Genomic DNA, 11,156 nt, shown 5'->3' on the forward strand with positions numbered 1-11,156 from the left:
ACGAGCGGCGGCATGCCGGCAGTACACCCCGCCAGAAGGACGGCGCACACGCCGGCCCACATCCCAATACGCATGATTCACCTCGTGAAACGGTCGATTCCGCCAGTATCGTCCGGGATCGCGCCGCCCGCTCCGCTCTTCTCACCGCCCTCCCCGATGACTCAACCCTTCATCGCCGTCATTCCCGCCCGGCTCGCGTCGACGCGACTCCCGAACAAGCCGCTCGCCGATCTCGGCGGCAAGCCGATGGTCGTACGCGTCGCCGAACGCGCGCGCGAAGCGGGCGCGCAGCAGGTGCTGGTCGCGTCCGATGCGCAGAGCGTGCTCGATGCGGCCCGCGATCACGGCTTCGAAGCGGTGCTGACGCGCGCCGACCATCCGTCCGGCACCGACCGGCTCGCGGAAGTCGCGGCGACCTTCGGGTGGGGCGACGACACGGTCGTCGTCAACGTGCAGGGCGACGAGCCGCTGATCGACCCGGTGCTCGTACGCGACGTAGCGTCGCACCTCGCCGCCCATCCGGCCTGCGCAATCGCGACGGCCGCCCACCCGATCCACGACGCGGCCGACGTGTTCAACCCGAACGTGGTGAAGGTCGCGCTCGACGCGCAGAGCGTCGCGCTGTACTTCTCGCGTGCGCCGATTCCGTGGAGCCGGGATGCGTACCAGCCGCACTGGCCCGACGTCGCGGCCATGCCTGCGCCCGCGTTCCCGGTCTACCGGCACATCGGCCTCTATGCGTATCGCGCGCGTTTCCTGCGCACGTATCCGACGCTCGCGCAGGCGCCGATCGAACAGGCCGAGCAGCTCGAACAGCTTCGCGCGCTCTGGCACGGCGAGCGCATCGCAGTGCTGATCACCGAGTCCGCGCCCGAAGCCGGAATCGACACGCCGGCCGATCTCGCACGCGTGCAGGCCCTTTTTCAGCCGTCATCAAAATAACCCGTGGCATAATCAGGCGATTGTGCGAGCCGTCCGCGACCAGCGCGTCCTCGCTTGACCCCGCCCGCGGCCCTGCCGGCAGCCGCGCGTCGCTCAACCCGACGCGCCGCATCAGACCGGTCCGCCACGCGCCAGGCAAGCCCCGCGCACGCCGTCGCCGGCGCTTTTTGCGTCTCGCCACACGAATCTACATACTGGAGATATCACCATGCGTTTGATCCTGTTGGGCGCGCCCGGCGCGGGAAAGGGCACCCAGGCAAACTTCATCAAGGAAAAATTCGGCATCCCGCAAATCTCGACGGGCGACATGCTGCGCGCGGCCGTGAAGGCCGGCACGCCGCTCGGCGTCGAGGCGAAGGGCTACATGGACGCCGGCAAGCTGGTGCCGGACGCGCTGATCATCGGCCTCGTCAAGGAGCGCCTGAAGGAATCCGACTGCGCGAACGGCTACCTGTTCGACGGTTTCCCGCGCACGATCGCGCAGGCTGACGCCATGAAGGAAGCCGGCGTCGCGATCGACTACGTGCTCGAGATCGATGTGCCGTTCTCGGAAATCATCGAGCGCATGAGCGGCCGCCGCACGCACCCGGCATCGGGCCGCACGTACCACGTCAAGTTCAACCCGCCGAAGGTCGAAGGCCATGACGACGTGACGGGCGAGCCGCTGATCCAGCGCGACGACGACAAGGAAGAAACCGTCAAGAAACGCCTCGAAGTGTACGAAGCGCAGACCAAGCCGCTGATCACGTACTACGGCGACTGGGCGCAGCGCGGCGAGGAAAACGGCCTGAAGGCTCCGCAGTATCGCAAGATCTCGGGTCTCGGCAGCGTCGAGGAAATCCGCGAGCGCGCGTTTGGCGCACTGAAGTAAGCAGCGCGTCGCGCACCCGCAAGCCGCCCTTTCCGGGCGGCTTTTTTTTGCCCGGATGGAATTCGCACGACCGTTCTGGCCTCGCCGTCGCGCGAGCGCGCCCCGTACAATCGGTCGGATGCCGGGGCCCCTGCTACCGGGCCCCGGCATTTCAACCGATCACGCGGCATCGGATCGGGCGACCGCCTTGCGTGGCAGCGCACACGCGCCGAAGCGCCAACCGCGGTCGACCACCTTGCATGGGTCCGCCCTGAGCGCTGTCGCGCCAGGGGCGCTCAACAACGGAGACAGTCATGGAAATTCGCGGCAACGTGTTTCTGATCACGGGCGGCGCATCGGGCCTCGGCGCCGGCACGGCGCGGATGCTCGCGCAGGCAGGCGGCACGGTCGTGCTCGCCGACCTGAACGACGCGGCGGGCACGGCGCTCGCGACCGAGCTGGGCGGCATCTTCGTGCACTGTGACGTGTCGAGCGAAGCCGACGCGCAGGCGGCCGTCAGCGCGGCGACGCGCGCGGGCACGCTGCGCGGCCTCGTGAACTGCGCGGGCATCGCACCCGCCGCGAAGACCGTCGGCAAGGACGGCGCGCATCCGCTCGACGTGTTTGCGAAGACGATCAACGTGAACCTCGTCGGCACGTTCAACATGATCCGGCTCGCGGCCGCCGCGATGGCCGCGACCGCACCGACCGCGGACGGCGAACGCGGCGTGATCGTCAGCACCGCGTCGGTCGCCGCGTTCGACGGGCAGATCGGCCAGGCCGCGTATGCGGCGTCGAAAGCTGGCGTCGCAGGCATGACGCTGCCGATCGCGCGCGACCTGTCGCGCAGCGGCATCCGCGTGATGACGATCGCGCCCGGCCTGTTCGAGACGCCGATGCTGCTCGGCATGCCGCAGGACGTGCAGGACGCGCTCGGCGCGATGGTGCCGTTCCCGCCGCGACTCGGCAAACCAGCCGAATACGCGCTGCTGGTGCGCCAGATCGTCGAGAATCCGATGCTCAACGGCGAAGTGATCCGCCTCGACGGCGCGATCCGGATGCAACCGAAATAGGCACAAAAAAACGCCCGCAGCGCGGGCGTTTTTCATTCAGGGTTCCAACCGCACGGCGGCGGCTCAGTCCTCGCCGTCGCGCTGCATCCGCTGCCGCAATTCGGTCACCTGCGACTCGACGACGGTGGCGTCGTCCGCGTCCGGCCGCTCGCCGAGATACTGCTCGAGATCCTCGAGCGCGGGACGCAGGTAATCGAGCCGCGCATACGCGAAACCGCGGTCGCGGACTTCGTCGAGGTGCTCGGGCAGCAGGATCACGAGCCGCTGCTGCACCGCGAGCAGCCGCTGCCAGCGTTCCGTCTGAAGATAGATCGTCTTCAGGTTGCGCAGCATCCGCGCGATGATCTCGCGACTCGTCGCCGGCTGCAGCAGCGCGCGCAATGCGCTGTCGACCGCCCCGGCCGCACGCGCGACGTACGGCTCGAGCATCTCGACCATCTCGGCTTCGGACAGCGAATGGCCGTTGGCCGGATCGATGATCAGGTCGCCGTCCGGCAGCGTGACGCGCAGCAGGAAATGACCGGGAAACGACACGCCGCGCGCCGGCACGCCGATCTGCTCGGCGAGCTCCAGGTACAGCACCGACAGCGAGATCGGGATCCCGCGCCGCCGCTTCAGCACGGCGTTCAGGTGGCTGTTATCGGGGTCGTAGTAGTCGTTGTGATTGCACGCGAAGCCGAGCTCGCGGAAGAAGAAATCGTTCAGTGCGGCGACGCGGCCCTTCAGGTCCGCATCGTCCGTGAACCGCCGGCTCAACCGCGCCGCCAGCATGTCGAGTTCGGCCAGCGTGCCCTGCAGGTCGAGGTCGGGATACGCGTCCTGCGCCAGCGACAGCGCCGCTTCCGTGACGGGCAGGCTGTCGTCGTCTGCCACGAGCGTGCTGAAGTAGTCGAGGACGCGGGTCATTGCGGTCGTCACTTGGCGCGCCTTCTGAAATAAGCGTATTTGAAGCCCATCACCCACAACATACCGAAATATAGTGCAGCGAACACCACGAGGCACGCGGCCATCAGCGCAATGCGATCGAGCGGCTGCGCACGCATCCCGGTCCAGTCGAAGCTGATCGACAGCCAGTGCATCAGGCCGGCGAGCACCAGCGCCGCGCCGATCAACTGCACGAAGAAGCGCAGCCAGCCCGGCGACGGCTGGTAGATGCCGCGCTTGCGCAGCCCGATGAACAGCAGCAGCGAGTTCAGGCACGCGCCGACGCCGATGCTCAGCGTCAGGCCCGCGTGGCCGATCAGCGGCACGAACACGTAGTTCGAGATCTGCGTGACGATCAGCACGCCGATCGCGATCTTCACGGGCGTCTTGATGTCCTGCTTCGCATAGAAGCCGGGCGCGAGGATCTTGATCAGGATGATGCCGACGAGGCCGATCCCGTAGGTCGCGAGCGCGCGCGCGACCATCGTGACGGTATGCGCGTCGAACTTGCCATAGTTGAACAGGGTCGCGGTGAGCGGCGTCGCGAAGAAGAACAGCGCGAGCGCACTCGGCGCCGCGAGCAGGAACGTGACGCGCAGGCCCCAGTCGAGCAGCGCCGAATACTCGTGCGAATCGGCGTCGACGTGCGCCTTCGACAGGCTCGGCAGCAGGATCGTGCCGAGCGCGACGCCGAGCAGCGCCGTCGGGAATTCCATCAGGCGGTCGGCGTAGTTGATCCACGACACGGCGCCCTGCCCGAGCCGCGATGCGATGTTGGTGTTGATGATCAGCGACAGTTGCGCGACCGACACCGCGAACGTCGCGGGCACCATCTTCGCGAGCACGCGCTTCACGCCCGGGTGGCGCAGCGCGCGCAGCGGGTTGAGGCCGATCAGCGGCACCATGTCGATCTTCTTCAGGCCCGGCAGTTGTACGAGGAACTGCAGCACGCCGCCGACGATGACGGCCCAGGCGAGCGCGTACACCGGCACCTTCAGGTGCGGCGCGACGAACACGGCCGCGCCGATGAACGCGACGTTGAGCAGCACCGGCGCGAACGCGGGCAGCGAGAAGCTCTTGTACGTGTTCAGCACGCCGGAGGCGAGCGTCGTCAGCGAGATGAACACGATGTACGGGAACATGATCCGCGTCATCGTGACCGCGAGCGGAAACGCCTGCCCGTCGGTGTGCAGGCCGGACGCGACCGCGAACACGACCCACGACGCACCGACGATCCCGAAGACCGACAGCACGGCAAGCGCCCACGCGAGCACGGTGGACATCGCGTCGACGAGCGCTTTCGTCGCGTCGTGCCCCTGCTGGTTCTTGAACTCGGCGAGGATCGGCACGAACGCCTGCGAGAACGCGCCTTCGGCGGACAGGCGGCGCAGCAGGTTCGGGATACGGAAGGCGACGTAGAACGCGTCGGTGTATTGACTGGCACCGAACGCACGGGCGATCAGTGTCTCGCGGGCCAGTCCGGTCACGCGCGACAGCAGCGTGAAGCCGCTGACCGTCAGCAGGGCTCGGAATAGATTCATGGGGCGCTTATTATACGGACGTTGCGCGACCCGGCCAGCGGCCGATGCCGAAAAGCACCCACGCGTTCGGTGCCCTGCTCGGCGGGTGTCACGTTGAACTTGCCACGCGCTTGATTTTGTTGCTATAATCGCCGGTTTCTGGGCTCGTACATGCACGGCAACTGCCGTTTTCATGTCCTTGCCTCGGTTAAAATCACCGTTTTTTTATGCGCCCCTGGGCAATCGTTCTCAGGGGACGGATCGAAAAGCAGCGCTTGGCCGTCTAGGCTCCAAGCTCTGGAAACAGGACAGGATAAGGAACCGTCATGGCTAACTCCGCACAAGCACGCAAGCGCGCCCGCCAGGCCGCGAAGGCAAACTCGCACAACTCGGCGCTGCGCTCGAAATTCCGTACCGCGATCAAGGCTGTTCGCAAGGCAGTCGACGCCGGCGATCAGGCAAAGGCTGCAGAGCTGTTCAAGTCTGCCGTCAAGACGATCGACACGATCGCCGACAAGAAGATCGTTCACAAGAACAAGGCCGCTCGCAGCAAGAGCCGCCTGGCCGCAGCCGTCAAGGGCCTGCAGGCAGCAGCGTAAATCCGGTGCGCCCGCTCACGCGGGCGTTCCTGTTTCCTGCGATCGCAAAAAAGCCCGCCTAGGCGGGCTTTTTTGTCGTCTGTCGCCGGCGCATCATGCCATGCCGACGACAGTTGCCAGGGCGGGCGCGGCAAGCGCCCACGCCCGTGCCGGCATCACTTCTTCGCGCCGTAGTCCGGCAGTTCGCACGCCTCGGTGACGACGAGGTTGTTGTCCTTCGCGAAATTCAGCACGAAATCGAACGCCATCGGCTCGATATCGCGCAGCCGGGAATCGAGGATCACGCATTTCAGGTCGCCGAGCATCGTCGGACGCACGTAGAGCGAATACTTGAGGCGTGCGTTCGGCCCGCTCGCCCCCGGCCCGAAGCAGGCCATCACACCGGCCAGACGTTCCGACCAGTCGCTCGGGCGAAACTTTTTCCCGTCTTTCGTGATGCCCTGGATGAAGAATTCGGTCGGAGGGGTTTCAGCCATGTGGTTACCCAAGTGACGGCCCGGCGATGTCCAGGCAACGGCGCCTGGATACGCGAACACAAAGCTGAAACGGACGGCGGCACAAGCATTCCGATATCCCGAAAACGGGACGTCGACGCGCGCCACCGGCGGACTGCACCGGATTTGTGCAGCGCACGGCTTGTGTCCGGCAGAGCGCGAGGAGGCTTGCCTGCCGGGCTGGAGAAAACTTTCGGATTATACCGCAGCGCGCCATCGCGCGCCGTCCCGACGCCCCTCCTCCTGCACCGCTTGCCGCACGCCGCGATCGTGCCCCGCTTCCCTCCGCGGCTCGTCAAAGCACAGAAAATCCTTTATGCTGCTTTGAGTTATCCACACCCGACGGCGGCGCCGTCCGGCCTTGCTGCCGGGTGCAACCCGCCGTATTTCGCTTCATGACCGCCAAAACCATTCGTCACTACCTGCAGTTCAAGGATTTCTCGCTGGAAGACTACGAGTACGTGCTCGAACGCACGGGTATCCTGAAGCGCAAGTTCAAGAACTACGAGACCTATCACCCGCTGCACGACCGCACGCTCGCGATGATCTTCGAGAAGAGCTCGACGCGCACGCGCCTGTCGTTCGAAGCCGGGATCTTCCAGCTCGGCGGCCACGCCGTCTTCATGAGCACGCGCGACACGCAGCTCGGCCGCGGCGAACCCGTCGAGGATTCCGCGCAGGTCATCTCGCGAATGGTCGACATCATCATGATCCGTACGTTCGAGCAGGAGGTCATCAAGCGCTTCGCGGACAATTCCCGCGTGCCGGTGATCAACGGCCTGACGAACGAGTACCACCCGTGCCAGGTGCTCGCCGACATCTTCACGTACTACGAGCATCGCGGCCCGATCGCAGGCAAGACCGTCGCGTGGGTCGGCGATGCGAACAACATGCTCTACACGTGGATCGAAGCCGCGCAGATCCTCGGCTTCAAGCTCCGCCTGTCCACGCCGCCCGGCTACGCGCTCGACATGAAGCTCGTGTCGCCCGACAGCGCGCCGTTCTACGAAGTGTTCGACGATCCGAACGAAGCGTGCAAGGGCGCCGACCTCGTCACCACCGATGTGTGGACGAGCATGGGCTTCGAGGCCGAGAACGAAGCCCGCATGCAGGCATTTGCCGACTGGTGCGTCGACGAGGAAATGATGGGCCACGCGAACCCGGATGCCCTCTTCATGCACTGCCTGCCCGCGCACCGTGGCGAGGAAGTGACGGCCGGCGTGATCGACGGCCCGCAGAGCGTCGTGTGGGACGAAGCGGAAAACCGCCTGCACGTGCAGAAGGCACTGATGGAGTTCCTGCTGCTCGGCCGCCTCAAGCACTGACGCGCCGGAACGCACACACGTAAAAAAAGCGCCGATCGACGATCGGCGCTTTTTGTTTGGGCGCGCGGAAAACGGCGCGGCACCCGCGTTACAGGCAGACCGGTTCCGCCTCCAGCTCAACGCCGAATTGCGCACGCACGTCGGCCTGGATCGCCTGCGCCAGCGCAAGCACGTCGGCGCCCGTTGCGCCGCCGCGATTGACGAGCACGAGCGCCTGGCGGTCGTGCACGGCCGCCGCGCCCAGCGCGCGTCCCTTCCAGCCGCAGCGGTCGATCAGCCAGCCGGCCGCGAGCTTGACCTGCCCGTCCGGCTGCGGATATGACACGATTTCCGGCGCGCGGGCGCGCAGCGCATCGAACTGCGCGGCATCGATCACCGGATTCTTGAAGAAACTGCCCGCGTTGCCGAGGACGAGCGGATCGGGCAGCTTCGCGCGACGGATCGCGACGACCGCGTCGAACACGTCGCGCGCCGTGGCCGCATCCGCTGCAATGCCTCGGGCGTCGAGTTCGCGCGTGACATCCGCGTAGCCGAGCCGCGGCGTCCATTGCTTCGGCAGCCGGAACGTCACCGACACGATCGCGAACCGGCCGCGCCCTTCCCGCTTGAAGAAGCTGTCGCGGTAGCCGAACGCGCAGCGCACGGCGTCGAAGCGCTCGCTGCGCCCCGTCGCCAGCTCGACCGCGACCAGCGAGTCGAAATACGCCTTCATCTCGAGGCCGTACGCGCCGATGTTCTGGATCGGCGCAGCGCCGACCGTGCCCGGAATCAGCGCGAGGTTCTCGAGGCCCGCCATCCCGTGCTCGAGCGTCCATGCGACGAATGCGTGCCAGTTCTCGCCGCCGCCGGCCTCGACGTACCACGCGTCGTCGTCCTCGCGCACGACGCGGCGGCCCGCGATCTCGTCGAGCAGCACGACGCCGTCGAAATCGCGCGTGAACACGACGTTGCTGCCGCCGCCGAGCACCAGCTGCGGCAAATTCGCGACGCGCGGGTCGCGATGAAGCGCCTCGAACTGCGACGCATGCGTGATGCGCGCAGCGAAGCGCGCGGTCGCGGCAATGCCGAACGTGTTGTGCGCGGCGAGCGGATGGTCGGAAAGCAGCGACAGGGTGGAATCGTCAGGAGGCATCGGCATTCGCGGTCACGTCCACCCGGGCAGCACATGGCCGGCCTTGGGCAAACGGAGGGGCATCGGTAAAATGGCAAACAGTCCGCAATTATAGCGAGTGCCCGCGCGCGAGCCGGGCGCCCGCATCTCAAGGGAGGAATGCCATGCCATCGTTCGACGTCGTTTCCGAAGCGAACATGATCGAAGTAAAGAACGCCATCGAGCAGTCGAACAAGGAAATTTCGACGCGCTTCGACTTCAAGGGCTCCGACGCGCGCGTCGAGCAGAAGGAACGCGAGCTGACGCTGTTCGCCGATGACGATTTCAAGCTGGGCCAGGTCAAGGACGTGCTGATCAGCAAGCTGGCCAAGCGCAACGTCGACGTGCGCTTCCTCGACTACGGCAAGGTCGAGAAGATCGGCGGCGACAAGGTCAAGCAGATCGTCACCGTGAAGAAAGGCGTGACCGGCGATCTCGCGAAGAAGATCGTGCGTCTCGTGAAGGACAGCAAGATCAAGGTGCAGGCGAGCATCCAGGGCGACGCGGTGCGCGTGAACGGCACGAAGCGCGACGACCTGCAGAGCGTGATCGCGATGCTGCGCAAGGACGTGACCAACACGCCGCTCGACTTCAACAACTTCCGCGACTGATCGCCGGACGATCCGTCACGTCATCCTGCCGGGCCCCGCACACGCGGCGCGCCCGGCATGCGGCCAGCGCCGCACTTCCTCAGGCTTTCCCGCCGTCCTGCGCGCCGCCGTCAGCGGCCGCCTTCTTCTTGTCGCCGATCCGGCTCTCCTGCCCCGCCAGCAGCTTCGAAATGTTGCCGCGGTGACGCCACACGAGCAGCACGCTCATCGCGAGCACGGCCCACGCGACCGGGTTGTGGCCCGTGCCGAACAGGAACACGTCGAACACCGGCGCGAACACGGCCGCCACCAGCGCCGCGAGCGACGAATAGCGGAAGAAGAACGCGACGATCAGCCAGGTCAGCGCGGTCGCGAGCCCGAGCACCGGGTGCACCGCGAGCAGCACGCCGGCCGCGGTCGCGACGCCCTTGCCGCCCTGGAAGCGGAAGAACACCGGATACAGGTGGCCGAGGAACACGGCGATCGCGACCCATGCGACCGCGACATCGGGCAGCCCCAAGTGCCGGGCGAGCCAGACGGCGATCCAGCCCTTGAACGCGTCGCCGACGAGCGTCAGGATCGCGGCCTTCTTGTTGCCGCTGCGCAGCACGTTGGTCGCGCCGGGATTCTTCGACCCGTACGAACGCGGGTCGGCCAGGCCCATCGCGCCACTGACGACGACGGCGAACGACACCGAACCGATCAGGTAGGCAACGAGGGCGGCGAGCAGGATCTGCATGCGGAGGACTCTTCTTTCAACGTATCGGTAAAGGGACGGCTGCGCGCGGCACGCCGAAACGGCGCCCATTCTACCGAACGCGCGCGGCCTGCCACGAAGGTGAAACCCTCAGTCAACACTGGCGCACTGCACGGGCTGCGCGCCGAGCAGCGACGTGAGCACGGCCGGCGCGAGGCTGACGAGGTAGCCGCGACGCCCGCCGTTCAGGTAGATCGTCGGCAGTTCGAGGATCGTCGCCTCCACGTAGACGGGCATCGTCTTGCGCGTGCCGAACGGCGACGTGCCGCCGACGAGATAGCCGGAATGGCGGTTCGCGACCTCGGGCTTGCACGGCTCGACGCGCTTCGCGCCGATCTGCCGCGCGAGGTTCTTCGTCGACACGGTGCGGTCGCCGTGCATCAGCACGATCAGCGGCTTCGCGTGTTCATCTTCCATCACGAGCGTCTTCACGACGCTGTGCTCGTCGACGCCGAGCTGGCGCGCCGATTCACCGGTGCCGCCGTGCTCGACGTAGTCGTACGGGTGTTCGCCGAACGCGACGCCGTGGCGGCGCAGCAATTGGGTGGCTGGAGTTTCGGACACATGCCTGGATTTGCTCATGGCGGCATTTTAATGGTGAACGACCGGCGGGCGCGCGATTACGCCCTCGCACCGGCGGTATACTCGCGGCCCGTTTTTCGCCGGGCGGCCTGCTGCGGCGCCGCAATGATTCCTTCCATCATCATTGCGGACAGCGCGAAGCGCTATTGCCCGAATGGCCGATTGTGGCGCACGCGCCGTCATGGCACGATCGTTCGCCAACCTCGTCAGCTGCCGCCCGCCCCTTTTCTGGAGACGCCATGTCCTCGTCCCCCCGTTCTTCCGAGCCGCTCGACGTCGACGCACTGCTCGCCGCGCTGCCTCGCCGCATCGCCGACGTGCCCGCACGCTGGGCCGCGCTCGCGCCCGCG

At 66.5% G+C, this 11,156-nt stretch carries 12 protein-coding genes; 6 read left to right on the forward strand and 6 right to left on the reverse strand.

All coding sequences use genetic code 11. From position 1 onward, the window contains the following. Nucleotides 1–156: 156 nt before the first annotated feature. From kdsB to G3N99_RS25790, 3 genes are all read left to right on the forward strand, one after another. Nucleotides 157–942, forward strand: a complete 786-nt coding sequence (gene kdsB / locus G3N99_RS25780) for a 3-deoxy-manno-octulosonate cytidylyltransferase (RefSeq protein WP_206123800.1) — start codon at nucleotides 157–159, stop codon at nucleotides 940–942. Nucleotides 943–1,150: 208 nt separating this feature from the next. Continuing rightward, on the forward strand, nucleotides 1,151–1,813 hold the full coding sequence (adk, locus tag G3N99_RS25785; RefSeq protein WP_011352990.1) for an adenylate kinase: 663 nt from the start codon (nucleotides 1,151–1,153) through the stop codon (nucleotides 1,811–1,813). Between the two features lie 293 nt (nucleotides 1,814–2,106). Beyond that, a complete protein-coding gene (locus tag G3N99_RS25790) occupies nucleotides 2,107–2,865 on the forward strand; it encodes an SDR family NAD(P)-dependent oxidoreductase (RefSeq protein WP_174944975.1) in 759 nt (252 codons plus the stop codon). 63 nt (nucleotides 2,866–2,928) lie between these two features. On the opposite strand, the gene G3N99_RS25795 is transcribed toward G3N99_RS25790, so the two are convergent. Both G3N99_RS25795 and murJ read right to left on the reverse strand, forming a co-directional pair. Beyond that, nucleotides 2,929–3,771, reverse strand: coding sequence for a SirB1 family protein (locus G3N99_RS25795; RefSeq protein ID WP_174941464.1), 843 nt, complete (start codon nucleotides 3,769–3,771; stop codon nucleotides 2,929–2,931). An 8-nt stretch (nucleotides 3,772–3,779) separates the two neighbouring features. Further along, nucleotides 3,780–5,330: a murein biosynthesis integral membrane protein MurJ gene (gene murJ / locus G3N99_RS25800; protein ID WP_206123801.1), complete on the reverse strand. Its 1,551-nt coding sequence runs from the start codon at nucleotides 5,328–5,330 to the stop codon at nucleotides 3,780–3,782. Nucleotides 5,331–5,635: 305 nt separating this feature from the next. Here murJ and rpsT point away from each other — a divergent pair, with 305 nt between their 5' ends. Next, on the forward strand, nucleotides 5,636–5,908 hold the full coding sequence (gene rpsT, locus G3N99_RS25805) for a 30S ribosomal protein S20 (protein ID WP_039368270.1): 273 nt from the start codon (nucleotides 5,636–5,638) through the stop codon (nucleotides 5,906–5,908). 155 nt (nucleotides 5,909–6,063) lie between these two features. Here rpsT and G3N99_RS25810 read toward each other — a convergent pair whose 3' ends face one another. After that, nucleotides 6,064–6,384 carry a DUF3579 domain-containing protein gene (locus G3N99_RS25810; protein ID WP_034178852.1) on the reverse strand — a complete coding sequence of 107 codons (321 nt, stop codon included), beginning with the start codon at nucleotides 6,382–6,384 and terminating at the stop codon, nucleotides 6,064–6,066. Nucleotides 6,385–6,797: 413 nt separating this feature from the next. Between G3N99_RS25810 and argF the strand changes: the two genes are divergently transcribed. Beyond that, nucleotides 6,798–7,727 (forward strand): ornithine carbamoyltransferase, encoded by a 930-nt coding sequence (gene argF / locus G3N99_RS25815; RefSeq protein ID WP_043190066.1) that lies wholly within the window; start codon nucleotides 6,798–6,800, stop codon nucleotides 7,725–7,727. 88 nt (nucleotides 7,728–7,815) lie between these two features. Here argF and murB read toward each other — a convergent pair whose 3' ends face one another. Continuing rightward, entirely contained in the window at nucleotides 7,816–8,865 is a 1,050-nt protein-coding gene (gene murB, locus G3N99_RS25820) for a UDP-N-acetylmuramate dehydrogenase (protein ID WP_206123802.1), read from the reverse strand. A 137-nt stretch (nucleotides 8,866–9,002) separates the two neighbouring features. On the opposite strand from murB, the gene G3N99_RS25825 reads away from it, so the two are divergent. After that, nucleotides 9,003–9,488, forward strand: coding sequence for a YajQ family cyclic di-GMP-binding protein (locus G3N99_RS25825; protein WP_206123803.1), 486 nt, complete (start codon nucleotides 9,003–9,005; stop codon nucleotides 9,486–9,488). Between the two features lie 79 nt (nucleotides 9,489–9,567). Here G3N99_RS25825 and plsY read toward each other — a convergent pair whose 3' ends face one another. Then, complete coding sequence (gene plsY / locus G3N99_RS25830) at nucleotides 9,568–10,206, reverse strand: glycerol-3-phosphate 1-O-acyltransferase PlsY (protein ID WP_011352999.1); 639 nt, start codon at nucleotides 10,204–10,206, stop codon at nucleotides 9,568–9,570. Between the two features lie 108 nt (nucleotides 10,207–10,314). Further along, nucleotides 10,315–10,806, reverse strand: coding sequence for a Cys-tRNA(Pro) deacylase (gene ybaK, locus G3N99_RS25835; protein ID WP_027789278.1), 492 nt, complete (start codon nucleotides 10,804–10,806; stop codon nucleotides 10,315–10,317). Nucleotides 10,807–11,156: the final 350 nt, after the last annotated feature.

The organism is Burkholderia sp. Ac-20392, assembly GCF_017104585.1.
Lineage (GTDB): Bacteria > Pseudomonadota > Gammaproteobacteria > Burkholderiales > Burkholderiaceae > Burkholderia > Burkholderia lata.

Excerpts from the sequence above, each read along its gene's own strand:
- kdsB (WP_206123800.1), top strand. The coding sequence starts at position 157 with ATGACTCAACCCTTCATCGCCGTCATTCCCGCCCGGCTCGCGTCGACG.
- adk (WP_011352990.1), top strand. The coding sequence starts at position 1,151 with ATGCGTTTGATCCTGTTGGGCGCGCCCGGCGCGGGAAAGGGCACCCAG.
- G3N99_RS25790 (WP_174944975.1), top strand. The coding sequence starts at position 2,107 with ATGGAAATTCGCGGCAACGTGTTTCTGATCACGGGCGGCGCATCGGGC.
- G3N99_RS25795 (WP_174941464.1), bottom strand. The coding sequence starts at position 3,771 with ATGACCCGCGTCCTCGACTACTTCAGCACGCTCGTGGCAGACGACGAC.
- murJ (WP_206123801.1), bottom strand. The coding sequence starts at position 5,330 with ATGAATCTATTCCGAGCCCTGCTGACGGTCAGCGGCTTCACGCTGCTG.
- rpsT (WP_039368270.1), top strand. The coding sequence starts at position 5,636 with ATGGCTAACTCCGCACAAGCACGCAAGCGCGCCCGCCAGGCCGCGAAG.
- G3N99_RS25810 (WP_034178852.1), bottom strand. The coding sequence starts at position 6,384 with ATGGCTGAAACCCCTCCGACCGAATTCTTCATCCAGGGCATCACGAAA.
- argF (WP_043190066.1), top strand. The coding sequence starts at position 6,798 with ATGACCGCCAAAACCATTCGTCACTACCTGCAGTTCAAGGATTTCTCG.
- murB (WP_206123802.1), bottom strand. The coding sequence starts at position 8,865 with ATGCCGATGCCTCCTGACGATTCCACCCTGTCGCTGCTTTCCGACCAT.
- G3N99_RS25825 (WP_206123803.1), top strand. The coding sequence starts at position 9,003 with ATGCCATCGTTCGACGTCGTTTCCGAAGCGAACATGATCGAAGTAAAG.
- plsY (WP_011352999.1), bottom strand. The coding sequence starts at position 10,206 with ATGCAGATCCTGCTCGCCGCCCTCGTTGCCTACCTGATCGGTTCGGTG.
- ybaK (WP_027789278.1), bottom strand. The coding sequence starts at position 10,806 with ATGAGCAAATCCAGGCATGTGTCCGAAACTCCAGCCACCCAATTGCTG.